General features: G+C 68.7%; 24 protein-coding genes. 13 read left to right on the top strand and 11 right to left on the bottom strand.

The window, feature by feature from the left end:
- Nucleotides 1-63 precede the first annotated feature (63 nt).
- Genes RM543_RS11670 through RM543_RS11655 form a run of 4 tightly spaced genes read left to right on the top strand, consistent with a single transcriptional unit; the run spans nt 64 to nt 4487 of the window.
- On the top strand, nt 64-1938 hold the full coding sequence (locus RM543_RS11670; protein ID WP_311691801.1) for a TonB-dependent receptor plug domain-containing protein: 1875 nt from the start codon (nt 64-66) through the stop codon (nt 1936-1938).
- A complete protein-coding gene (locus tag RM543_RS11665; protein ID WP_311691798.1) occupies nt 1913-2761 on the top strand; it encodes an ABC transporter substrate-binding protein in 849 nt (282 codons plus the stop codon). The genes RM543_RS11670 and RM543_RS11665 overlap by 26 nt, the downstream gene beginning before the upstream one ends.
- Nucleotides 2758-3744, top strand: coding sequence for a FecCD family ABC transporter permease (locus RM543_RS11660; RefSeq protein WP_311691796.1), 987 nt, complete (start codon nt 2758-2760; stop codon nt 3742-3744). Before RM543_RS11665 ends, RM543_RS11660 begins: the two co-directional genes overlap by 4 nt.
- The gene (locus tag RM543_RS11655; protein ID WP_311691794.1) at nt 3741-4487 is read left to right on the top strand and encodes an ABC transporter ATP-binding protein; all 747 of its coding nucleotides are present in this window, start codon (nt 3741-3743) and stop codon (nt 4485-4487) included. Before RM543_RS11660 ends, RM543_RS11655 begins: the two co-directional genes overlap by 4 nt.
- An 82-nt stretch (nt 4488-4569) precedes the next feature.
- Here the strand turns inward: RM543_RS11655 and RM543_RS11650 are convergent, their stop codons facing one another.
- On the bottom strand, nt 4570-5967 hold the full coding sequence (locus tag RM543_RS11650; protein ID WP_311691792.1) for a hypothetical protein: 1398 nt from the start codon (nt 5965-5967) through the stop codon (nt 4570-4572).
- 398 nt (nt 5968-6365) lie between these two features.
- On the opposite strand from RM543_RS11650, the gene RM543_RS11645 reads away from it, so the two are divergent.
- The 7 genes from RM543_RS11645 to RM543_RS11615 are packed head-to-tail and all read left to right on the top strand — an operon-like array spanning nt 6366 to nt 13324.
- Nucleotides 6366-7112, top strand: a complete 747-nt coding sequence (locus RM543_RS11645) for an endonuclease/exonuclease/phosphatase family protein (RefSeq protein WP_311691790.1) — start codon at nt 6366-6368, stop codon at nt 7110-7112.
- Complete coding sequence (locus RM543_RS11640; protein ID WP_311691788.1) at nt 7109-7813, top strand: CDP-alcohol phosphatidyltransferase family protein; 705 nt, start codon at nt 7109-7111, stop codon at nt 7811-7813. Before RM543_RS11645 ends, RM543_RS11640 begins: the two co-directional genes overlap by 4 nt.
- Nucleotides 7810-8715: a lysylphosphatidylglycerol synthase transmembrane domain-containing protein gene (locus tag RM543_RS11635; protein WP_311691787.1), complete on the top strand. Its 906-nt coding sequence runs from the start codon at nt 7810-7812 to the stop codon at nt 8713-8715. Before RM543_RS11640 ends, RM543_RS11635 begins: the two co-directional genes overlap by 4 nt.
- Nucleotides 8712-10289, top strand: coding sequence for an LTA synthase family protein (locus RM543_RS11630; RefSeq protein ID WP_311691785.1), 1578 nt, complete (start codon nt 8712-8714; stop codon nt 10287-10289). The genes RM543_RS11635 and RM543_RS11630 overlap by 4 nt, the downstream gene beginning before the upstream one ends.
- 1 nt (nt 10290) lies before the next feature.
- The gene (locus RM543_RS11625; protein ID WP_311691783.1) at nt 10291-11592 is read left to right on the top strand and encodes an extracellular solute-binding protein; all 1302 of its coding nucleotides are present in this window, start codon (nt 10291-10293) and stop codon (nt 11590-11592) included.
- Nucleotides 11589-12494, top strand: coding sequence for a carbohydrate ABC transporter permease (locus RM543_RS11620; protein WP_311691782.1), 906 nt, complete (start codon nt 11589-11591; stop codon nt 12492-12494). The genes RM543_RS11625 and RM543_RS11620 overlap by 4 nt, the downstream gene beginning before the upstream one ends.
- Nucleotides 12491-13324: a carbohydrate ABC transporter permease gene (locus RM543_RS11615; protein WP_311691780.1), complete on the top strand. Its 834-nt coding sequence runs from the start codon at nt 12491-12493 to the stop codon at nt 13322-13324. The genes RM543_RS11620 and RM543_RS11615 overlap by 4 nt, the downstream gene beginning before the upstream one ends.
- Before the next feature lie 109 nt (nt 13325-13433).
- On the opposite strand, the gene RM543_RS11610 is transcribed toward RM543_RS11615, so the two are convergent.
- From RM543_RS11610 to RM543_RS11570, 9 genes are all read right to left on the bottom strand, one after another.
- Entirely contained in the window at nt 13434-14099 is a 666-nt protein-coding gene (locus tag RM543_RS11610) for an IclR family transcriptional regulator (protein WP_311691779.1), read from the bottom strand.
- Between the two features lie 150 nt (nt 14100-14249).
- On the bottom strand, nt 14250-15749 hold the full coding sequence (locus RM543_RS11605; protein WP_311691778.1) for an aldehyde dehydrogenase: 1500 nt from the start codon (nt 15747-15749) through the stop codon (nt 14250-14252).
- Nucleotides 15739-16452 (bottom strand): ABC transporter ATP-binding protein, encoded by a 714-nt coding sequence (locus RM543_RS11600; protein WP_311691776.1) that lies wholly within the window; start codon nt 16450-16452, stop codon nt 15739-15741. Before RM543_RS11600 ends, RM543_RS11605 begins: the two co-directional genes overlap by 11 nt.
- Nucleotides 16442-17215, bottom strand: a complete 774-nt coding sequence (locus RM543_RS11595; RefSeq protein ID WP_311691775.1) for an ABC transporter ATP-binding protein — start codon at nt 17213-17215, stop codon at nt 16442-16444. Before RM543_RS11595 ends, RM543_RS11600 begins: the two co-directional genes overlap by 11 nt.
- Complete coding sequence (locus RM543_RS11590) at nt 17212-18180, bottom strand: branched-chain amino acid ABC transporter permease (RefSeq protein WP_311691774.1); 969 nt, start codon at nt 18178-18180, stop codon at nt 17212-17214. The genes RM543_RS11595 and RM543_RS11590 overlap by 4 nt, the downstream gene beginning before the upstream one ends.
- Nucleotides 18177-19040, bottom strand: a complete 864-nt coding sequence (locus tag RM543_RS11585; protein ID WP_311691772.1) for a branched-chain amino acid ABC transporter permease — start codon at nt 19038-19040, stop codon at nt 18177-18179. The genes RM543_RS11590 and RM543_RS11585 overlap by 4 nt, the downstream gene beginning before the upstream one ends.
- A 68-nt stretch (nt 19041-19108) precedes the next feature.
- Nucleotides 19109-20275, bottom strand: coding sequence for an ABC transporter substrate-binding protein (locus RM543_RS11580; RefSeq protein ID WP_311691770.1), 1167 nt, complete (start codon nt 20273-20275; stop codon nt 19109-19111).
- Between the two features lie 50 nt (nt 20276-20325).
- On the bottom strand, nt 20326-21186 hold the full coding sequence (locus RM543_RS11575) for an alpha/beta fold hydrolase (RefSeq protein ID WP_311691768.1): 861 nt from the start codon (nt 21184-21186) through the stop codon (nt 20326-20328).
- A complete protein-coding gene (locus RM543_RS11570; RefSeq protein ID WP_311691766.1) occupies nt 21183-21560 on the bottom strand; it encodes a hypothetical protein in 378 nt (125 codons plus the stop codon). Before RM543_RS11570 ends, RM543_RS11575 begins: the two co-directional genes overlap by 4 nt.
- Before the next feature lie 178 nt (nt 21561-21738).
- Here RM543_RS11570 and RM543_RS11565 point away from each other — a divergent pair, with 178 nt between their 5' ends.
- Together RM543_RS11565 and RM543_RS11560 are read left to right on the top strand one after the other, a co-directional pair.
- On the top strand, nt 21739-22701 hold the full coding sequence (locus RM543_RS11565; RefSeq protein WP_311691764.1) for an SMP-30/gluconolactonase/LRE family protein: 963 nt from the start codon (nt 21739-21741) through the stop codon (nt 22699-22701).
- Nucleotides 22698-23597 (top strand): NAD(P)-dependent oxidoreductase, encoded by a 900-nt coding sequence (locus RM543_RS11560; RefSeq protein WP_311691763.1) that lies wholly within the window; start codon nt 22698-22700, stop codon nt 23595-23597. The genes RM543_RS11565 and RM543_RS11560 overlap by 4 nt, the downstream gene beginning before the upstream one ends.
- Here RM543_RS11560 and RM543_RS18960 read toward each other — a convergent pair.
- Entirely contained in the window at nt 23558-23791 is a 234-nt protein-coding gene (locus tag RM543_RS18960; RefSeq protein ID WP_432280456.1) for a phage integrase central domain-containing protein, read from the bottom strand. The genes RM543_RS11560 and RM543_RS18960 overlap by 40 nt on opposite strands.
- Nucleotides 23792-23838 lie beyond the last annotated feature (47 nt).

Below are 23838 nucleotides of genomic sequence, written 5' to 3'. Positions count from 1 at the left end.
GTCCGGCACAACCGCAGCTCGCGCCCCGGGACTGTCCCGGGGCGCATCACGGGAGCCCCGCCGATGCGCGCGTCCTTACTGTCCGCCGGCCTCGTCGCCACAACGGCCCTCACGCCGATCGCCCTTCATGCACAGGAGGTGCTGGCCACGGACGCCTTCGACCTCGACACGATCTTCGTCTCCGGCGGTCTCACGCCGCTGCGCTTCGGGGACTATGCCCGCGCCGCCAGCATCGTCACCGGCGAGGAACTCGAGACCCGCGGCATCGCCACCGTGCAGGAGGCGCTGACCGCCCTGCCCGGCCTCTCCGTCAACGGCACCTCCACGAACCTCTCCCAGATCCGGATCCGGGGCGGCGAGGCGAACCACACGCTGGTGCTGATCGACGGGATCGAAGCCGCGGCGGGCGACGGCGAATACTACCTGTCCGGCCTTTCGGCGCGGAACATCGAGCGCATCGAGGTCCTGCGCGGGCCGCAATCGGTCTTCTACGGCTCCAATGCCTCCTCCGGGGTCGTCAACATCATCACCCGTACCGGATCCACCGGCACGCAATATGGCGGCTCGCTCGAGGTCGGCGCCGGGGGCTACAATTCCTCCGGCTACGTCTCCTTCCGGGATGACAGGGGCGGCATGTCCCTCTCCTTCACCGACCGCGAGGACGAGGGCGTCGACCTCTCCGGCGAGGACGAGGAACGCGACGGCACCGAACGCCGCTCCGTCGTCGCCAAGGGCGATTACGAAATCCTGCCCGGGCTGACGATCGGCGCCACCGGCCGCATCGCCGAGGAGGATTTCGGGTACGACGCCACGGACTTCACGGCTTCCACCGCGGACGGCTACGTCGTCAACTCGGATGACGAGACCCATGTCGAGGAACAGACCGCCGGCATCTGGGCGGAGTACGAGATGCTGGACGGTCGCCTGACCCACCGCCTCTCCTGGAAGAACACCCAGAACGAGCGGGCCCAGAACGACGCGGCACCCGCCAAGACCGAGACGACGTCCGCCGAATACATCCTGAGCTTCGGGCTGGACGGGCGCTCCGTCGCCACCACGGATCACCAACTCAATCTACTGCTGGAGCAGCAGGAGGACAGCTCCTCCACCGATCCCGACTACGACCGGTCCTCGGATTCCATCGCCCTCGAATATCGCGGCGCTATCGGCGCACTCGATCTGCAGGCGGGCGTTCGCTACAGCGAGAACGATCCGTTCGAGGATGAGCGGACCTACACCATCGCGGCGTCCTACCAGATGGATAGCGGCCTTCGCTTTCACGCCTCCGCCGGGCGCGGCGTGGTCAATCCGTCCTATATCGAACTCTACGATACCCAGTTCAGCACCGGAAATCCCGATCTCGAGCCGGAGACGAACCGCTCCTGGGATGCCGGAATCGAGGTTCCGGTCCTCGGCGGGCGCGGCAGTGTGGACGTGACCTATTTCCGCGAAGTTCTCGAGAACGAGATCATCTATCAGTTCACGCCGGGCGGTCCCGATTACCGCAACGAGGACGGCGAGAGCGACCGCCGCGGCGTCGAGGTCGCGGCGCTGCTCGACGTGACCGAGGATCTGTCCTTCCGCGGCGCCTACACCTGGCTCGATGCCGAGGACCCGGACGGCGACACCGAGATCCGCCGCCCCGAGCATGAGCTGTCCCTTGGCGCCACCTACGCCTTCCTGGGCGACCGCGCCCTCGCCGCGGTGGACGTGCGCCATGTGAGCGGGCTCTACGATACCCCGTTCTACACAACGGGCGAAGGGGACATCGAGCTCGACGACTTCACGACCGTCGATCTCTCCGGGCGGTATGCCCTCACGGACGAGGTCTCCCTGACCGCGCGGATCGAGAATGCCTTCGACGAGGACTATACCGAGGTGCTCGGCTATGCGACGCGCGGGCGGACGGCCTATGTCGGTCTTCAGGCGGATTTCTGAAGCCCTCCTGGTCGGGGTGGTCCTTGCGGCTGCCCCGGCCATGGGAGAGACGGCCGCCCCCGGACGGGTCGTCTCCCTCAACGTGTGCACGGACCAGCTCGCCATGCTGGTCGCCGGCGAGGGACAACTCGTCTCGATCTCGCGCCTGACGCGGGATCCGGCCTACTCCGCGATGGCGGATGAGGCGCTGGCCTACCCGGTCAACCAGGGCCGGGCGGAGGAGATCTACCTCCTCGCCCCCGACCTCGTCCTCTCCGGCAGCTTTTCCTCCCTTGCGACGACGGAGATGCTCCGCCGCCTCGGGATCGCGGTCGAAGTCTTTCCGCCGGCCAATTCCTTCGCCGATGTCGCAGGCCAGATCCGCCGGATGGGCGGGATCCTGGGTCGCGAGGCGGCCGCGGAGTCGATCGCCCTACGCTTCGAGCAGGACCTCAATGCCCTCCGAGCCGACCGGGCCTCCGGCCCAAGAGCCGCCTTCTACGGCGCCGGCGGCTGGACCTCCGGCAGCCGGACGCTCGACGGCGAAGCGCTTGCGGCGGCCGGGTTTTCGAACGTGGCCGAGGAAGCCGGCCTCTCGGATGGCGGCATGCTCCCCCTCGAACTTCTCGCGCTCCTGGAGCCGGACCTCGTGATCACCGGCGGCGATGACGGTCCCGGCTTCTCCCGGCGCCAGGAAATCATGTCCCACCCGATCCTCGCGCGCATCCGCGCCGCCGGGCGCGATGCCGGGCTGCCGGGGTCGGACCGGGTCTGCGGCACACCCCATATCCTTCGCGCGGTGCGGCGCCTCGCTGAGCTCAGGCGCGGGCTGGAGGCCCGATGAGCCGCGTGACCGCCGCCCTCGCCGGGCTCGTCATCCTGCTCTTCCTCGTCTCGCTGAGCATAGGCCCGGCCGGGATCGGCCCTCTGACGTCGCTGAACGCGCTTCTTGTGGGAAGCGACGGGCCGCTTGCCCTCGTCATGCGGGAGATCCGCCTTCCACGCGCCCTGCTTGCCGTCCTCGTCGGTGGCGGCCTCGGGCTTTCGGGCGCCGCGCTGCAGGGCTACCTGCGCAACCCCCTCGCCGAGCCCGGACTCATCGGCGTCTCGGCCACGGCGGCCTTCGGCGCGGTCCTCGCCCTTCAGACCGGGCTCGCCGCGGCCTATGCGCTCGCCCTGCCCGCCTTCGCCCTCGCCTTCGCGGCGGCGGGCGTCGTGCTCGTTCTCCTTCTCGCGGGACCGCGCGGCGGCAGTGTCACGCTGATCCTCGCCGGGATCGCCGTCTCCTCGCTGGCAGGCGCGCTGACGGCACTTGTCCTCAACCTCTCGCCGAACCCCTTTGCAGCGAACGAGATCGTCTTCTGGATGATGGGCTCGCTCGCCGACCGCTCGATGCGCCATGTCTGGCTCGCGGCGCCCTTCATCGCGGCGGGGGCGCTCCCGCTCCTCCTGGCCCGGCGGGGCCTCGACGCACTGACGCTGGGCGAGGATGCGGCCGAGGCGATGGGGATCCGTCTTGGCCGCCTGCGCCTCGCCCTCGTCGTCGGCGTGGCCGGGATCGTCGGAGCGGCCACGGCCGTCGCCGGGACCATAGGCTTCGTCGGCCTCGTCGTGCCCCATGTCCTCCGGCCGCTCACAGGCGCGCGCCCCTCGCGCCTTCTGCCGGCGTCTGCGCTCGGCGGGGCGGCGCTGGTCCTCGCGGCCGATATCGCGGTCCGGGTGGTTCTGCCGGGGGAGGATCTGAAGCTCGGTGTCGTGACCGCCCTCATCGGCGCACCAGTCTTCCTGCGCCTGATTCTGAGGACGCGGGCGGAGGGCGCGCCATGAGCCTCCTCACCCTTCGGTCCTTTTGCGTTACGCTCCGCAACAGGCCGATCTTGAACGATATTTCCCTTGAGGTCGAGCGCGGGGAGCTGGTCGGCCTCATCGGCCCGAACGGCGCCGGCAAGACGACGCTCCTGCGCGCCGCTCTCGGCCTCGTGCCCTCTTCGGGGCAAAGCTCCCTCGCGGAGCTTGCGCCGCGGGAGCGGGCCCGCGCGGCGGCCTTCCTGCCGCAGGCGCGGGAGATCGCGTGGCCCATCGCGGTGGAGGATGTGGTCGCCCTCGGCCGGACCCCCCACGCGCCCGGTCCGGACGACGGGAGTGCCGTCCAGGCCGCCCTCCAGCGCACCGGACTCGTGGACCTGCGCCGCCGCGCCGCGACCCGGCTGTCGGGCGGCGAGCAGGCCCGCGTCCTCATCGCGCGCGCCCTGGCGCAGGAAGCGCCCCTACTGCTGGCGGACGAACCGGCGGCGGGTCTCGATCCCTCCCATGCGATCTCGACCATGAAGGTGTTCCGCGGACTGGCGGGCGAGGGCCACGGTCTCGTCGTCACGCTCCACGACCTCGGCCTCGCCGCGCGCCACTGCACCCGCCTCGTCGCGCTGAAGGACGGCTCGATCGTGGCGGACGGCTCGCCGACCGACGTCCTGACCCCTGCCCGGATGCGCGCGATCTTCGGCGTCACCGCCTTCCACGGAGAGGCCAATGGCGGGCCGGTCTTCCAGCCGCTCGACGTGACGCGGGACTGAACTCCGCCGGGCCGTGTGCCGAGGCTCAGGGTCGGCTCGCGATCACGGCTCGCCGGTCACTGCTCCCCGGTCCGCAGGGCCGTCATGAGAGGATCGCAAGGAGGAGCACCCAGAGGGACAGGACGAAACCGCAGGTCAGCGCGTAGAGGCTGTTCCAGCGCAGGCCCACATGGGTCGCGCTCACGCCGCCGAGGGAGCCTATGAGGAGCGTGGACGCGGTGAAGGGGGAGGTCGACCCGCTCAGCGCCCAGCCGCCGGTGATCGCGACGATGACCGTGGAGGGCGCGACGCCGAGCGCCTCGGGCGTCGGCAGAAGAGGCGCCATGAGGGAGACCGCGAGAATGGGGTTCATGCCGATCTGCCCCGCGACCGGGATGAGCCAGAACAGGATCAGCAAGACCGACCACGTGGGCAGGGCCGCCAGATCGAAGCCCGTGCCCGGCACGACCGCCGCGGCGAGCTGTCCGCCGATCGTTCCAATGAACCCGGCCATGACCAGCAGGACCAGTTCCGGTCCGTTCCCGGGCAGGTCCCGCACGGCGAAGGCGGCGGCGCGGGTTCCGACATGCCGGAGCGCGCCCTCTTCGCCCTGCCCCTGGATCCCCGCCCAGACAAGCGCGATGATCGGCACGACGCTCATCACCGCGGCAATGATGCGCAACTCCGCGACGGCCCAGATCGCGGTCACGCAGCCAAGCAGGATCGCAAGAAGAATGAGAAGCGGCGCCATCGCCTTCAGCCAGCCCCCCTCGGCCCGCGTGGCGGGGCGCGGCACGGTCAGGCGCGGCTTGAAGATCGTGTCGAGCGCCCAGCCCGTCCCGGAGAGGATCAGGGCGCTGACGAGGCAGGGCAGGACAGCGCCCGACCACGAGGCGCCCGGCACCAGCGTCGTGGAGATCGCGACGGCGAACGCGAGCGGCGACCATGGCAGCGTCGAGACGAAGCCGCGCTGGATCGCCACCAGCATTCGCCGTTTCCGGTGGGCGCGGATCTCGGGATCCGGCTCCTTCGCCACACTCGACGCGGCCAGCGATCCCAAAAGCGAGATGGCGCCGTAGCTCAGGATGAGCCCGAAGAGGTGGCCGCCGATGGTCAGCGCGAGGTAGCGCCGCCCCGGCGGCTGCTGCGCGAGGAACATCCCGCACGCCTGAATGGAGGGCGAGCCTGCTGCAACGCTGCGGATCGTCATGAGGGCGGTGAAGAAGGCGGCGATGAAGCTGGCGGTCCCGAAGGCCGCTGCCGCTGCGTCCCGCCACCCCGGAAGCACCGCGGCCACGACGGCGAAGAGTGCGCCCCCGATCAGCAGGTAAAGCCTGCGCGACCAGGCCACGCGCAGGGCCAGAAGCGCGATCGCTCCGAACGTCGTGACGGCCGCCGGCAGGGCGAAGACCGCAAGCCCGGACCATTCGTGGCAGATGACCAGGATCGTGGTGGCGACCAGAAGCACGCCCGCGACCGCCTGCGCAGGACGTCCCTGCACCCTCGGTCGGCCGGTCTGGGGATGTCTAGGGTCCAGGGCGATCACCTGCATATGGCCGGGCAGAAGGCGTTACCGCCTCCCGTCTCCTCCCGCCCGAACCCAGAGCACGCCCCGCCGTGGAGCACCAGAGCCGCGCGCCCCGCGAGGTCGGGAGTGCCGCCCTTTCACAACGATCCACGCTTGAAGCACGCCACGCCTTCCGGGCGCCATCCGCCGAGGGAAGGGGCCGCGCGCCGAAGGGTCCGCAATGCTGGCCCACGCGCCGAACCAGAGAGGCAGGTGGCGATCCTCGGGTGCGACAAACGTGGCGTTGCCGCGCCACCGCTGCATCCTAGCTTCCGGAGGATGCCGCGCCCGGCGAGCGGGCCTGCAACGCGATGAATGCGGAAAGTACGCATGTGACGACACAGACAGTTTCCTGCGTGACCTGGAACGTCCACCGCGCCGTCGGACGGGACGGACGGTGCGACGGTGCGCGGATCGTGGAGGCCATCGCGGAGGATATCCGCCCCGCGGCGCCCCGCATTCTCGCGCTGCAGGAAGCAGACGCGGACGACCATCCGCATGGGGCGCTCTTCGAGGGCAGCCGCATCGAAGAACTCACCGGACTTCGCAGCCTGCATGACGAAGAGGACATGCGGTGGGGTCCCGAGAGCTCGGGATACCTTGGAAACGTCTTGTTTCTCGGCCCGGAATTCGACGTCACATCGCGCCGCATCGTCGAGCTTCCGGGTCATTGCCCTCGCGCCGCGATTCTGGCGGAGACGCGGATTGCCGGCCAGGCCCTGCGCATCGTGTCCTGCCACCTCTCGCTCCTGCAGATGCTCCGCGTCGCTCAATTGCGGCTGGTCGCCCAGGTGATCGCGCGGCGCCCCGTCATGCAGACCGTGCTCCTCGGCGATCTGAATGAGTGGCGCCCCTGGGGCGGGCTTGCCCTGCAGCCCCGCGCCACCGGCTTGCGCCTCGCCGGTCCGCGGCGGTCCACCTTCCCGTCCGGCCGCCCCGTCCTGCCGCTCGACCGGATCCTGACGGATCGTCCGGAGGCAGTCCGCAACGCGCGGGCCTTGAGCGGTCCGACCGTCCGCGCCGCCTCGGACCACCTGCCGCTGGGAGCCGAGGTGGCCGTTCAGGCACGCGCCGCATGAGTGTCGATATCGGTCCCTCCGGCGCCTCTCCGGCGTGGCGCATGGCGCTGGTCTGCACGGCGATCGCGCCGCTTGCGCTTGCCCTCGGCTGGGGACTGGCTCCCTCCGGCGTCGCGGTGACGGCCGCGATCTTCCTGGCGGGCGCGATCATCGCGACGCGCGGCATGTCTCTTCACTATCCGCACGGGCGCGTCGGCGCCTGCAACCTCGTCACCGCAATCCGCCTTGCGATGACGGCGGGACTGGCCGCCAGTCTCGCCGGTGGCGTCCTGCCCGGCTGGCCCGTCTTCGTGCTGGCGATCCTGACGCTGTCGCTCGACGGCATCGACGGGTGGCTGGCGCGGCGGCAGGGACTGTCCTCGGCCTTCGGCGCGCGCTTCGACATGGAGGTCGATTCGGCCCTCGCCGCCATCCTTGCCCTGTCTCTGATGCTGAACGGGCGCGCGGGGCCGGAGCTTCTCGTCCTCGGCTTCGCCCGCTATGCCTTCGTGGCGGCGGGGGTCGCGCTTCCGTGGCTCCAGGCGCCGCTCCCGGGCAGCTTCCGCAGGAAGACCGTCTGCGTCCTGCAGATCGGCACGCTCGCCGCCCTGACGGCACCTCTCCTGCCGGAGATCCTCGCGCGGCCGGCGGCCCTCGTCGCGGCGGCGCTCGTGGCGTGGTCCTTCGGGCGCGATATCCTGTGGCTGGCGAGGACGCGGTGAACCGATACCTCCGCCTTGCAGGATCGATCCTTCTGATCGCCCTCTTCATCTGGGCCGTGGGCCGCGCCGAGGTGATCGAACGGCTGCGGTCCGTGGCGCCCGTCTGGATCGCCGCGGCGGTGGCGTGCCTGCTGGCACAGACCCTTGCAATGGCGCTGAGATGGCGGCTGGTGGCGCGCTGCCTCGGAATGGAGTTTTCGGCGGGCTGGGCGGTGCGCGAGTATTTCCTGTCGCAGCTGGCCAACACGACCTTGCCGGGCGGGGTCGTCGGCGACGGAGCCCGGGCGGTGCGCTCGAGGATCGGGCAGAACGGCCTGAGGCGCGCCGGGCAGGCGGTGATCTTCGAGCGCGCCCTCGGTCAGGCCGGGATGCTGGCGGTGGCGCTGGCGGGGCTCATCTCGGTCCTGCTCGTCCCCGGCGCCATCGCGTGGCCGGTCGGCCGCTGGAGCGCCCTGGCAATCATTATCGTCGCGGCCCTTGTCGTTGCGGCATTCGCCTTGCGCGGCAGCCGGATCGCGGGCTTCGTGGCGCAGTGCCTGCCGTCCGCAAAGGTGCGCGTCGCCCATGCCGCGCTCTCCGTCGGGGCCGCGCTTCTGAACGTCGCCGCCTTCGCCGCCTGCGCGAGGGCGACCGGGGTGGCGCTGCCACTCGGCGCTTCTCTTCTTCTCATCCCGATGATCCTCCTCGCCATGGTCATCCCGCTGACCGTGGCGGGCTGGGGCTGGCGCGAGGGCGCCGCCGCCGCGCTCTTTCCGATCGCGGGTGCAAGCCCGGCGGCCGGCGTCGCCGCCGGGATCGCCTTCGGCCTCGCGATGCTTATCTCCGTTCTGCCCGCGCTGGCGCTTCTGCTCACCTCCCCCGGTCCCGGCGTGCGGGATATCGAATTGGCGGACCGGCGATGAGAATCCGCGCAATCGCAAATGGCCTCGCAGTCGCCCTCGGCGTCCTCATCCTGCATCTCGTGCTGGTCATGCCCTCGCACCCCGCGGGCCTCACCGCCTCCCGTTTCCTGCGGCCGACGACGGAACTGCCGCTCCTCCTCACCCTGCTGGCGCTGCTGCCGGGGCGGATGTTGAGGGCCGCGCTCGTCCTGCTCGCGGTCGGGCTCATCGTGCTCAGGGTCTCGAACCTCGGCACCTACCTGGCCTTCAGTCGCCCGTTCAATCCGCTCCTCGACCTGCACCTTCTGGTCTCGGGCTGGTCCCTCCTCGCCTCCAGCATCGGGCGTCTCGAAGCCGCCTTCGGGATCGCGGCGATCCTTCTGGCCATCGCGCTCGCCGCAGCCGCGCTCTGGGTCTGCCTCTTCCGCCTGTCCCGCGTTCCGCCCTGGGCTCGAGCTGCCCCGGTCATCCTCGCGGCCGCCCCCCTCGGCCTCAGCTACGTCACGCCCGGCTGGTCCTCCTTTTCCGCGACGCCGGTCGTGGCGGAGCAGATCGGCCGGATGGGGCGGGGCGTCGCGGATCTGGCGGAGTTCACCGAAGAGCTCCGGACCTCACCGTCCGAAGAGGCCACCTTCGCAGCCCTCGAAGGCCGGGACGTGATCCTCGCCTTCATCGAATCCTACGGCCGCACCTTCCTCGACGCGCCGGATTACGGCGATCTCTCCGGCCCGCGCCTCTCCGCGGTGGGCGAAACCCTCGGAGACGCCGGTTGGCACGCCCGCTCCGCCTGGACCGCCGCGCCGACGCGGGGCGGGCAGAGCTGGCTCGCTCACGGCACGCTGCTTTCGGGACTATGGACCGACAGCCAGGTCCGCTACGATCGACTGATGACCTCTGAGCGCATGTCCCTGAACGCCCTTTTCGGCGCCGCCGGCTGGCGCACCGGGGCGGCGATGCCGGCGATCACGCTGGATTGGCCGGAGGCGGGCTGGTTCGGCTACGACATCACGCTGGATGCGGACGGTCTTGGCTATGCGGGCGAGCCGTTCGAATGGGTCACGATGCCCGACCAGTACACCTGGAGCGCCATGGACAGGCTCCTGCGCGGTCCCGGCCCGGACATGATCGAGCTCGCCCTCGTCACCTCCCATGCGCCGTGGACGCCCCTGCCCCGGATCGTCCCCTGGGAGGATATCGGCGACGGCGCGATCTTCGACGGGCAGCACCGCGATGGCGAGTCTCCGCGCGAGGTCTGGTCCGATCCGGACCGCATCCGCGCGCAATACGCCATGTCCCTCGATTACGCCCTTGAGGTGACCGGCCAGTACATCGCCGGCTTCGGGGACGGGGCGCTCTTCATCGTCCTCGGGGACCATCAGCCCGCTCCGCTCCTGACCGGGCAGGACGCTCCGCCGGACGTGCCCATCCACATCATCGCGGACGATCCCGCGCTTCTGGACCGCCTGCCGGCGGAGATCTTCACCCCCGGCCTGATCCCAAAGGCCAGTGCACCCGTCCTTCCCATGGACGCGCTACGCCCCCTCCTTTCGACCGTATTCGAGCGGCCCTTGACTGAACCCAATCGGGAGAACTGACATGAAGACGCCGATCCTCGCCGCCCTGTCCGCCCTCGCCACCATCGCCGCCCTGCCGAGCCCGTCCCATGCGCAGGATCTGATCGGACGGAACCGCGTCGGCCTGCCGGATGCGCCCAAAACGCTGACCTTCCGACTCACCTCCTACGACCTCTACTCCTCGGATCCCGCCACGAAGGAGGCCTTCGAGCGGCTGTTCTCGGAGTTCATCTCCGAGCGCCCGGACTGGAAGATCGAGACCCAGCTTCAGACCGGGAATATCGGCCAGGAGCAGGCCCGGCTTCTGCAACAGACCCAAGGCGGCCGCGGGCCCGATTGCGCGATGATCGATTCGAGCCAGCTTGCGCTCTTCAAGGAGACGGGCGTCCTTCGTCCCATGAACGCCGTGTTCAGCGACGAGGATGTGGCCGATCTCTTTCCCTTCGTTCGGGATGCGGTGACGAACGAGGACGGCGACGTCCTGGCCTGGTGGTGGTTCACGGATCTGCGCGTCCTCTACCGCGACACCTCGCTCATCCCCGATGCGCCGCAGACCTGGGCGGAGGTCGAGGCCGCTGCGCTCGCCGCGGCCGAGGCCGGCCGGGAGGGCATCCTGATCAACGGCGGACGCTGGGAAGGAACGGCCTTCGACTGGCTCGCGAACTTCTGGGCTCAGGGAGGCCGGCTCGTGGACGAGAGCGGCGCGCCGATCTTCGCCGAGGGCGAGAACCGCGAGAAATTCCTCGCCGCGATCCGCTACTACGACGGCCTGGTGGACAGTGGCGCCGCGCCGGCCCGGATCACCTCGATCACCGATTACGACGCCTTCACCGCTGCGGCCGCCGCCTCCTCCGCGGCGATGTTCGTCGGCGGCAACTGGCAATACGGCCAGCTGCGCACCACGCTGCCCACGGACCGCTTCGCCAACTGGGAGGTCTCCGAACTGCCCGGCCCCACGGCGGACCAGCGCGCGACCGGAACCGGCGGATGGTCCATCGCCGCGCTGTCGGACGATCCCGAGAAGGCCGCCCTCTGCGGCGAGATCGCGAAGGAGATCTATGCCGGGCCCGGCAATGCCGCCCAGGGGCTCCTGCCCACATCCGCGTCGATCTACACCGAGTACGACGCCTATGACGGCCCGGAATTCGAGCTCTTCGCCGAGGCGCTCGAGAACGGCGTCGCGCGGCCCGGCGCGGCGGTCTATCCGGAGATTTCGAACCAGATTCAGATCCTTCTCGGCAATGTCCTGTCCGGCACGCAGGAGCCCGAAGAGGCGCTGGATGCCGCGGCGACAGCCGTCGAGGCGGCCTACGCGCGGCAATGACGGCAGCCCCGGCCCTCCGCGAGCGACCGCCGGGTCAGGGGCAGCCATGGCCCTGGCTTCTGCCGGCCGTGGCGGTCCTGGCCGTGTTCTACGCGATCCCCGTTCTTGATGTCGTCCGGCTCGCCTTCAGCGACGCCACACTGATCGCTCCGGCGACCGGACTTTCCCTCGACGCGGTGCGCTCGATCCTCGGCGATCCGGCGCTGCGAAAGGTACTGGCGACGACGGTGATCTTCGTGGCGGTCAACGTCGTCGCGCTGCAACTCGCCGGGCTGTCCATTGCGCTCCTGATCGTGCGGGGAGAACGGCGGGGGCTGAAGGGCATGGCCGCGTTCCGGACGCTCGTTCTCGCGGCCTGGGTCGTGCCCGGGATCGCGAACGGGCTTATCTGGGGGCTGCTCTTCGACGAGGCGCCCTACGGGACGCTCAACAGCCTGCTCGGATCCGTGGCCCTGGGACCTGTCGCATGGCTCTCCGATCCAAAGATGGCGCTGGTCTCGGCGGTCATCGCGAACCTCTGGCAGGGCACGGCCTTCTCCATGATCGTCTTCTACGCCGCCCGCCGCGGCATCCCCCCGGTTCTCTACGAGGTGGCCGAGCTCGACGCCGCCGGCCCGTGGCGGACCTTCCGGTCGATCACCCTGCCGCTCATGAGACGGGCCATCGCGGTGAACTCCGTCCTCGTTTCGGTGCAGACGCTCAACACCTTCGACTCGATCCTGGCCCTCACAGGCGGCGGGCCGGGCCGGGCGACCGAGGTCCTCGCGCTCTTCACCTTCAATACGGTGTTTTACAATCTCGACCTCGCGGGCGGCGCCGTTCTGGCGCTCCTGCTCTTCGCTGCCGGCATCACGCTGACACTCCTGATCGGGTGGATCGGCCGCGACCGGGGCACATCGTGAGCGCTGCACGCTGGGGCGATGTCGCGAGCTATGCCCTCTTCGCCCTCCTCGCGGCCTTCTTCCTGCTGCCCTTCGCCTGGCTCGTCAGTCTCGCGATCCGAACCCCGGCGGAGGTCTATCTCGGCGCCGCGCGCTTCATTCCCGAGGCGCCGACGCTGGACAACTTCAGCGCCGTCCTGTCGGACCGCGCCTTCCTGAGCTACCTCTGGAACGGCCTCAAGCTCTCGGCCGGCGGCGGGGCGCTGGCCATCGCCCTGGCCATTCCGGCGGCCTATGCCTGCTCCCGCATCCCGTTCCGGGGTCAGGGCGCGGTGCTCGTCGGCCTCCTCGCCGTGCAGATGATCTCCCCCCTCGTGATCCTCGTGCCGCTGTACCGCTGGATGAGCACGCTCGATCTTCTGAACCTCCACCTCTCCGTCATCGCCGTCTACGGCGCCATCGGGATGCCGCTCGCCGTCTGGCTCCTGAAGGTCACGTTCGACGCGATTCCGGTGGAACTCGAGGAGGCGGCCCAGATCGACGGGGCGTCCCGCTGGCTGATCCTCGGCCGCATCGTCCTGCCCCTGGCGCGATCCGGCCTCGCCTCGGCCTTCGTGCTGACGATGGTGATGAACTGGTCGCAGTTCCTGGTCCCGTTCATCCTGCTCGAGCGCGATCAGGACTGGCCGATCTCCGTCGCGATCTTCAACTTCGCCGGCTCGGTCAGCGCGTCCACCACGCAGCTTCTCGCCGCCGCCTGCCTGATCGCAGTTCTGCCCGCCGTCCTCGTGTTCGTGGCGCTGCAACGGATGATCGTGACGGCGCTCATCTCGGGCGCGGTGAAAGGGTAGCGCAAGCCGGCATCGGCCCGGCCGCGGCGCGATCACGACCCAGGATCAGCGAAGGCGGCATCCTCGCTTCACGGAGCACGTCTCGTCGCCACGCTGGGGCGTCTTCAGCCTATCCGCCCAAGCCGATGGAAAGCTCCTTTGCGGCGTCCATCATCTGAGGCCGCATGCGAGCGATGTCCTCTTCGCGGAACCGCTCCCTCGGCCCCGAGAAGGACAGGGCCCCCAGCAGACGCTCCGATCCGGCGAAGACAGGCGCGGCGATGCCCGCACAGAGCTTGTCCCTCTCACCAAGCGAGATGGCGAGGCCCTCCTGCCGGATCTCATCCATATCGCTGCCCTGCTCGGGAGGATCACCGAACGCGCGCAGGATCTTGCCCGCCGCGCCTCGATAGAGCGGCAGTCGGTCCCCGACATGCACACGGTCGAGGGTGGAATGATGCGAATCCAGCCTGAACAGGCACAGCCGCTCGGTCTCGGTCTGGCGCACGTGGAAAGACGGGCTTTCCGTTCCGATCGATACGAGACGTTCCATGACCGGCAGGACGTGATGACGCAGCGGGTTGCTGCGCTCGTAAGCCAGGCCAAGCTGCATGATCGTCGGGCCCAGCGCATACTTGGAATCCTCGATCCGGATCACGTAGCCGGCCGCTTGCAAGGACTCCATCAGTCGCAGGATGGTGCTCTTGTAGAGTCCGGTCGCACGGGCGATCTCGGAAAGGTTGCGCGGTATCGTGCTGGCTTCGAGGGCCGCGATGATCGAGAGCGCTCGGTCCACCGCTGCCACGCCGCGCGATGATTTATCCTTGTCGGGACCTGTGGTGTCCTGGGCTGTCACATCTACCTCGGCCTATGCGCTGGTTAGAATAAGCATTCCGCCTCAATTCGTCTCTATCGAACCGCGGGATCGGGCCGCGGCCACCGCCACTCAGACGGCCCAGTAGAGGCTTTTCATCTGCTGGTAGGCGCGCATCCCCTGCAGGCCCTTCTCCCGCCCCTGCCCGGACAGCTTGAAGCCGCCGAAGGGGGCCGCGATGGAGAGCTGCTTATATGTGTTGATCCAGACTGTCCCGGCCTCGAGGGCGCGGGCCACCCGCCAGGCGCGACGATAGCTTTCGGTCCAGATCCCCGCCGCGAGGCCGAAATCGCTGTCATTGGCCGCGCCCACCAGGTCCGCCTCGTCCTCGAAGGTCATGAAGCAAAGGACCGGGCCGAAGATCTCTTCCTGCGCGATGGCGGCGGAGTTATCGAGCCCGCCGATGATCGTTGGCTCGAAATAGGCGCCCTCCGCGAAAACCTCGCCCTCCGGGCGCTGGCCGCCGAAAAGGATTTCGCCCCCCGAAGCGACACCGGCCTTCACGAAACTCTCGACCCGCTCGCGATGGGCGAAGGACGACAGCGGGCCGATTACGCTCGCGGGATCGCTGGGCGGGCCGAGCCGCATCGCCCCGGCCGCCTCGATCAGCAGGGCGCGGAAGCGATCCGCCACCGAGGCCTGGACGAAGAGCCGCGAGCCGGCAACGCAGGACTGGCCGGTGCCGCCGAAGATCCCGCTCGCCACCGATCTGGCCGCCTCCTCGAGGTCGGCATCGGCGAAGACGATATGCGGCGACTTGCCTCCCAGTTCCAGGATCATCGGCACCAGCCGGTCCGCCGCGCCGCGGGCGATGCTCTGCCCCGTGGCGGTGCCGCCGGTGAAGCTGATCAGGCCGATGCCCGGATCCTCGACCAGCGCCACGGCGGTCTCGCGCCCGCCGGCGAGAACCGACAGCAGCCCCTCGGGCAAACCGGCCTCCACGACGCATTGCCCGAGGGCCAGGGTCACGAAGGACGTGGTCTCTGCCGCCTTCAACACCACCGCATTGCCCGCCGCGAGGGCCGGCGCGATCTTCTGCGCCCCCATGGTCAGCGGAGAGTTCCAGGGTGTCAGGGCGGCGACCACGCCCACCGGTTCGTAGACCTGCATCGTGTAGTAGTCACCGCGGGCCGGCGGCATCGCCTCTTCGCTGCATTCGCAGACGGCGGCGTAGTAGCGGAAGATCCCGGCCGCCGACATGGCCTGGGCATGGCTTTCCTTGCGCGTCTTGCCATTCTCGCTCATCTGGAGGACCGCGAGATGATCGGCCTGGCGCTCGATCTCGTCCGCGGCGCGGGACAGGATGCGCGCCCGCTCATGCGGGGGCAACCGGGACCAGCCGGTCCGGCGCTCTGCCTCGTGGCCGGCGGCGATCGCCTCGGCCACCTGAGCCGGGCTCGAGGTTCCGACGCGCCCGAGAAGCGCGCCCGTCGCCGGGTTCACCACACGCAGCGGCGGCCCGTCTCCGGGCACGGCTCGCCCGGCAATCAGCAGATCCTGTACCTGATCGGCCGGAGGAACCGTGGCCTTCTTCGCGAGCAGCGACATGTTCTGTTCTTCCTCAAGTTCCAAGATAGGCGGCCCGGACCTCCGGGCTTTCCAGAAGTTCACGCCCCGTGCCGGTCAGCACGACGTTGCCGGTTTCCAGCACCACGCCGCTTGCGGCGATCGACAGGGCCATCTGCGCGTTCTGTTCGACCAGCAGCACGGTCATGGACATGTCGCGGCTGATCTCCTCGATGATGACGGCAAGCTCGGAGACGATGATCGGCGCGATCCCCAGCGAGGGTTCGTCGAGCAGCAGCACCCGCGGCAGCGCCATCAGGGCGCGGCCGATGGAGCACATCTGCTGCTCCCCTCCCGAGAGCGAGCCTGCCATCTGCCGCCGCCGTTCCTTCAGCCGCGGGAAGTAGCCGTAGACCCGGTCCATCATCTCGCGGCGCGCCGCCTTGTCGCGCACGGCGTAGGAGCCCATGATCAGGTTTTCCTCGACCGAAAGCTGGCCGAACAGCCGCCGTCCCTCGGGCGAGAGCGCAACGCCGTGGCGCAGCGGATCGCCCGGGCGGGGCTGCAGCACCTCGTCGCCGACGCGGATCTCGCCCTCCACGGGCTTCAGCAGGCCGCAGATCGACTTCAGCACAGTGCTCTTGCCTGCCCCGTTCGAGCCGACGAGCGCTGCCACCTGCCCCGCGGGCACGTCGAAGCTGACGCCGTGCAGGGCCCGGACGGGTCCGTAGTTCACCACCAGGTTGCGGACGGAAAGATCACTGCGCATGGTCGGCCCCCAGGTAGGCTTCGATGACTTTCGGGTCGTCGCGCACCTCGGCGGGCGCGCCCTCGGCGATCTTCTCGCCGTGATCCAGAACGACCAGGTGATCGCAGACCCGCATGATCAGCCGCATATGGTGTTCGACGATCAGCACCGAGACCCCGAAGCTTGCGCGGATCTCCCTGAGCATGGAGGCGAAGCGGTCCACCTCGTCGGGATTGAGCCCCGCGGCCGGTTCGTCCAGGAGCAGCAGCCCGGGCTGCGTGGCCAGGCCGATCGCCACGCCGAGGCGCTTCTGATGGCCGTAGGCCAGCGTTCCGGCTGCGCGGTCGGCATGGTCGGTCAGATCCAGCGCCTCCATCACATGCTCGACCCTGCCCCGCGCCTCCTGCTCGGCGCGCCTCGCCGCCGCGCCGCCGAACAGCATCGCCCCCAGCCCGAGCGGATGACGCAGCAGCGCCCCGCGCAGGATGTTCTCGCGCACGCTGACTTTCGGGAAGGTGGTGGCAGCCTGGAAGGTCCGCGCCAGCCCGTGCTCGACGATGCGGTGCGGCGGCAACCCCGAGATATCCTGATCCCGGAACCGGATGGTGCCGGAGGTCGCCGGGAAGGTCCCGGTGATCAGGTTGAAGCAGGTCGTCTTGCCGGCGCCATTGGGGCCGATCAGGCCGGTGATCGCATCCCCGGCCACGGAGAAACTGACATCCGACAGCGCGGTAAGACCGCCGAAGCGCTTGGTCAGGCCACCGATTTCCAGAAGCGTGCTCATGCCCGGCCTTCCTTGCGTGAAAGCTGTGCCGGCAGTCCCGCCAGGCCCTGCGGCAGGAACCGCAGCACCGCGATCAGGATCACGCCGTAGATGATGTGCTGGTACTCGACCGCGCCGCGCAGGAACTCGGGCAGCGGCGTCAGGAAGAGCGCGCCGACCAGCGGCCCCCAGAGCGCCAGCCGTCCGCCCGTCACCAGCATGATCACGTAGGAGACCGAGAGCTGGAACCCGAAGGTCTCGGGCGAGATGAAGCCAACGTAATGCGCGAGGAAAGCTCCCGCGAATCCGGCGATCGCACTGCCGATGGTGAAGGCGAGGTTCTGGGTCCGCGCGGTCGGGATGCCCGAGGCCTCGGCCAGGGCAAGGTTCTCCTCGACCGCGCCGAAACGTCGGCCGAGCTGGCCTTTGCGGATCAGCACGAGCAGACCCATGACCAGCGCGAGGCAGACCAGGGCGAAGGGATAGACGGCCTCGTAGCTCGACAGGGTCGCGCCGAAGAGCGAGATCTTGGGAATGCCCGCGATGCCGCTCGATCCGCCCGAGTATTCGGGGATTTCCAGCATGACCAGGCGGAAGAGCTCGTTCAGCGCGAAGGTGATCAGCACGAAGTAGACACCGCGCAGCCGCAGCAAGGGGGCGCCGATCACGAAGGCCACGCCCCCCGCGACCAGCGCGCCGGCCGGCAGTCCCAGAAGGACGGGCAGGTCCAGACGGGTGACGAGCAGGACCGAGGTATAGGCCCCGATTCCGGCGAAGGCCGCATGGGCGAGCGAAAGCTGGCCGACCCAGGCGGTGACCGCGAGGCCACCGGTCGCCATGGCCGAAATGCAGACCATGATCGCGATATGGAAGTGGAAGGTACTGCCGGTGATCCAGGGGATCAGTGCGACCGCCACCAGGGCCACGGCCCAGAGCAGCGCCATCGCCCGCGGGCCGGAGGTGGTGCGGGTGAGCGCTGAGCTCATGCCTCCGCCCTCCCCAGAAGACCCGCGGGCCGCACCAGGAGCACGCCGATGACCAGCGCGAAGGTCACGATATCGGCGGCCGAGGCGCTGACGAAGGACGAGGTGAAGCTCTCGATCAGCCCCAGCAGGATCGCCGCGAGGGCAGCGCCCGGGATCGATCCCAGACCCCCGAGGATTACCACGATGAAGGCTTTCAGGAGCGGCGTCGCACCGATGAAGGGAGAGACCCCGAAGAGCGGCGCCATCAGGCCGCCTGCCACCGCGGCCAGCGCGATGCCGAGGCCGAGGCCGAGCGGATACATGATCTCCAGCCGCACCCCGAAGACTGCGGCGACCTCCTGATCCTGAACGAGCGCGCGCAGCGCCCGTCCATGCCGGGTGTGCATCAGGAAGAGGTAGAAGATCAGCAGGATCACGATGCCGATGCCGAGCGCGAGGGCCCGCGACTTGGGCACGATCAGCGCGCCCCACTTGAACACACCGGTCGCCATCGCCGGGAACGCCTGCGGATCGGGCCCGAAGAGAATGAGCGCCCCGTGCTGCAGGATCATCGCGAGCCCGAGCGAGGCGATCATCCCTGACAGCTCGTCATTGCGGAAGGGGCGGAAGACCAGGCGCTCGACCACCGCGCCCATGAGGATGGCAAACACGATGGTCAGGGCCAGGGTCACCGGATAGGGCAGCCCCAGCCAGGTCACGCCGATCAACGCGCAGAAGGCGCCGATCATGTAGAATTCGCCATGCGCGAAGTTGACGATGCGCATGACGCCGAAGGCCAGCGTGAAGCCGATCGCCATCAGAAGGTAGAGGGTTCCCAGGATCACGCCGTTGATCAGCGACTGGGCGATGAGGAAGCTCACGGATGCCGGTCCTTATACATGGAGGGGGCCGCGCGCCGAGCCTTGCCGGGCGCGCGGCAGCAGGGCGCTTACTCGCAGCCGGTAGAGGTGCAGCGGGCGACGATCTCTTCCTCACCGCCGGTCACCCGGGCGATGTAGAAGGGACTGTCGAGCTGGTGAGCGATCCCGTAGCGCTCGCTCCCGGTCCAGTTCATCGTGCCGAGGATGCCCTCGTAGTCCGAGATGTTCTCGTAGGCGGTCGCGACCGCCTCGGTATCCTCGACCGTGCCGGCGTCCTGCATCGCCTGGAACAGCATCTTCGTGCCGTCGTAGAAGAAGGGCGAGAAGCCGTTCATCGGCTCGTCGTAGGTCTCGACGTAGCGCTCCTCGTAGGCCTTTGCGCTGGCCACGCCGGGGTCGAAGGCCGAGTGGACGAACATCCCTTCCGTGGCGGCCTCGCCGGCGACGTTGACGATCTCCTGTGTGGCGGGGCCACCGGTGCGGATGATCACGCCTTCGAAGCCCAGATCCCGCGCCTGCTGCACGATCTGCCCCGCCGTGACCGGTGAGTTGCCGTCAAGCTCGATCGCATCCACGCCCTGGGCGATGATGCGGGTCAGCAGCGGAATGAAGTCGACACGGTCACGCTCGAAGAACTCGGTTGCAACAAGGGTCGCGCCGGCCTGCTCGTAGGCGCCGGACAGGTCTTCCGCGATGGCCTCGCCGGTCTCGTCCTTGGGGAAGAGCGCCCCGACGGTCTCCACGCCTTGAGTGCGCACGATCCAGTCGATCTGCGGCTGGGCCACCTCTGCCGTGGTCGGATTGGGGCGGAAGGTATATTGCTTGTCGGCCCCGAGCGCCTGGGCGGTGAAGCCCAGCGTCATGGTGATGACGCCGTTTTCCTCGGTGATCGGCTGGATCGCGAGGATCGGCGCCGAGCCGACGGTGCCGATGATGTACTTGACCTCGTCTTCGAAGACGAGGCGGTTGGCAGCGGTCACCGCCTCGTTGGCCTTGTAGCTGTCGTCGTAGGCGATGATCTCGACCTGGTACGTGGTGTCACCGACCTCGAGGCCGCCGGCCTCGTTGACGTCCTCGGCGGCCAGCTCCGCCGCGCGCTTCATGCCGTTGCCCCAGCTCGCGCCGGCGCCGGACATGGTGACGAGCGCCCCGATCTTCAGGGTCTCCTGAGCAACTGCGCCCGTCGCGACCATCGCAAGCGCCGAAGCCGCCGCGAGAATTGTGGTACGTTTCATGGTTGTTCTCCTCCCGTTTGTGTTCACGTTTCGTGGTTCACCTAGGTGCTCTACGCCCTCGGAACCGGCCCCGATATCTCCTCGAGGATCGGGGTCAGGCTGCGGGCAAACTGCCCGTAGTTTTCGCTCATCGGAAAATGGCCCAGCCGTTCCATTCTCACCGCCTGACAGCCCGGAATGGCCTCCGCGGTGGCGATCATGTCCTCCGGGCGGCAGGAGAAATCGTATTCCCCCGCCATCAGCCAGAGCGGACAGCGCGCGGTGTCTATCCGCGCGATGGTCTCGCGCAGATCGCCGTCGACGCGGTAGAACCAGAGGTCGCCCTTGAAGACCCCCGGACCGCCCTGCATGTAGTGCCAAAGCGTCTCGTGCCTGTCCGCCGAGGGGCCGCCCGGCGCGATCAGGCCGGAAATCAGCGCGGCGCAAATCTCTCCGCCATGGACATCGGGACGGTGCAGCCAGTCGATGTCGTACCAGGGATCCTGCCATGCGGCGCCCTGGGCTCCGATCAGCCCCCGGAACCGCTCGGGATGACCGGCGGCCAACTGCAGCACGATACGCCCCCCGATCGAACATCCAAGGACCACCGGGCGGTCAAGCTCGAGCGCCGCGCAGACATCGAGGATCATCCCGACATAGGCCTCGGTGCTCAGGCGGTAGTCCTCGTCCTGCCAGCCTTCCGGCGGGCTGGACTTGCCATGCCATGGCATGTCGAAGGCGATCACCCGAAAGCGCGCCGTGACGGCCTCGTCCAGCAGCAGGTCCCGATATTGCCGGCCATCGGCCCCGGCCGTGTGCAGGCATAGTAGCGGAATGCCCTGCCCCGCTTCCTCGACATAGAGACGATGCGGCCTGCCGCCGATGTCGAGGCGCAGGTAGCGCCCGGTGACGGGATCGAAACGCGGGCTCACGCCGCGGCCCTCGGCAGCGCAAGGATGTCCTTCACCACCTGCAAGTGCCGCATGAGCGGCGCGAAATTGCCCTCGATCCGCATCCGCCCGTGTCGGACCATGCCGAGGATGTCGAAGGCGTCCGGCGCCGGAACGGCCTGCCAGTGATCGGCCCAGGCCTCGGGCGCGGCACGCAGGGCGATATCCCAGCCCCGCATCGGGCCCTCGGCCGGAAGCACGTCTGCCTGACCCTTCTCAAGCTGAAGACGCACCCCTTGGGACCCGGCCTCCAGGAGCAGCACGATACTGGCGCGATCCGCCCGCCGAGCAATCTCGGGATGCCCGGCGAGGAGCGCGGGAAAACGCATGAAGGTGGCGATTACCTGGTCGGTCATGTCGACGCCGCTGTTGCACCTGACAGAATTCATGTTCTATTGTGTAGAGAGTCACGGATTGAGATTGCAAGTTTAATCTTCTGGAAAATCGAATGACGGCGGCGAACACGTCTTTCCGAGGCGATGCGGGCCCCGTCCAAAACAGAACACATTGGCCATTTTCATGGAGCTCTCCTACATGACTGACACGGCAGGCAAGCCGCTACTCTCGGTCGATGACGTCACGCGCATCGGACAGGGGCTGGATCGCCCGGAATCGGTTCACGTCACAGAGGGCGGTGGCCTGATCGTCTCGCATCGGGCGCGCGGGATCAGCCGGATCTCTCCCGATGGTCAGGTCGTGACCGAGGGGCCCGCGCCTGCGGTGGCAGGCGGCGCCGAACTGGTGCCCAACGGCATCGCGCCGCAGCCTGACGGCAGCGTTCTGATCGCCAATATCGGAGAGGGCGGCGGGATCTGGCGCCTCGGAGCGGACCGGAGCCTGACCTGCGAAGTCATGGAGGCCGAGGGCGTCCCCCTCGCAGCGGCGAACTTCGTCATGACCGACGACACCGGCCGGATGTGGATCACCGTCAGCACCATCCAGCAACCGCGCTTCAAGGCCTATTCGGACAAGATCGCCGACGGTCTGATCGTGATGGTTGAGAATGGCACGGCGCGAATCCTGGCGGATGACATCTGCTTCGCCAACGAATGCCGGCTGACCCCGGATGGCTCCGGCCTTGTCATCTCCGAGACCTTCTCACGCCGTATCACCCGCTTCGACCTGGGGCCGGACGGGCTGAGCAATCGCCGCACCATGGTGCAATTCGGACGGGGAGACTTCCCCGACGGGATCCGCTTCGACAGCGCCGGGCATCTCTGGGTCACCTGCATCGTCTCGAACCGGCTGTGGCGCGTTGCGCCGGACGGTCGGGCCGAGCTGGTTCTGGAAGACCACGACCCGGACCTCGTGACCCGCGTCGAGAGCGCCCTGGCCGAGGGCCGCATGGGAAGGGAGCACTTCTATGACACCGGCCGGAGCCGCCTCGGCAACATCGCCTCCATCGCCTTTTCCCGGGACGAGACGCGCGCCTTCCTCGGATCGCTCTGCGGCACCTCGATCCTGTCCATTCCCGTCCCCCAAGGAGAGCAACAATGACCCCCAGGACCACCACCTCCGCCGAAGCCGCGACCCTCGGTTTTGCCGGTCTCGGCGTGATGGGCGAGCCGATCTGTCGCAACATAACGCGAGGGTCTGGCGCGCAGATGCAGGTCTTCGATCTCTCCCCTGCCCCTGTCGCCCGCCTCGTCGAGCATGGGGCCGTCGCTGCGCAGAGTCTGGCTGCGATGGCGGCGGAGGTGGACATCCTCTTCCTGTCGCTGCCCGGCGGCGCACAGGTCGAGACAGTCATTCGCGACGAAATCCTGCCCTCGGGCAAGGCCGGGCTTCTGGTCGTGGACATGTCCACCTCCCCGGTCGGCCTGTCGCGGGACCTCTCCGAGGCTTTGCAGGAAAAGGGAATGCGTCTTGTCGATGCCCCTGTTGCCCGCACGCGGCAGGCCGCCGAAGAGGGCACGTTGTCGATCATGGTCGGCGGCTCCGACGAGGACGTCGCGGTCATCCACCCCCTCCTGGCCCATGCGGCGACCGACATCACCCATTGCGGGCCTGTCGGATGCGGACAGGTGGTGAAGATCCTCAACAACATGGTGCTTTTCGAGACCGTGGTGGCCCTGTCCGAAGCGCTCTCCCTCGGGCGCGCCGCGGGGGTCGATGACGCGCTGTTGTTCGACACGCTGGCCAAGGGCTCGGCCGACAGTTTCGCCCTGCGCAACCATGGCATGAAGGCCATGCTGCCAGACGTCTTCCCGTCCGGCGCCTTCCCGACCGACTATGCCCTGAAGGACGTCAAGTACGCCCTCGAGCTGGCCAACCTGACCGGGTTCCAGGCCCATGGTGCCGAACTGGCAAAGACGCGGATGGAGAAGGCCCGCGACGCCGGGCTGGGCGATGCCTACTTCCCGGCCCTGGTCCGCGTGATGGATCGCGCGTGATGGCAGCATGAGGTTTCCCGGTGGCAGGCGGCGGCTCGCCGGACCGAACGCCCCCGGGACTTCGCCACGTCCCGAACGGCGCGCAACCTCCGAGCCAGGCGACGCGCCGTCTCGTGCGTCCCGATCCTGATCGGAGAGAGGCACATCAGGATTTCAGACCGCCCGACACTGTCGACCGGCCTTCTGCCTGTCACCGGGGAGGCTTGGTCTCGCCCCCAAGCTCAGCTCGAAGCGGCGCGCC

Origin of the sequence: Tropicimonas omnivorans (assembly GCF_031846565.1) — a bacterium.
GTDB lineage: Bacteria > Pseudomonadota > Alphaproteobacteria > Rhodobacterales > Rhodobacteraceae > Tropicimonas_B > Tropicimonas_B omnivorans.
This window is presented reverse-complemented; position numbering and strand designations above follow the sequence as displayed.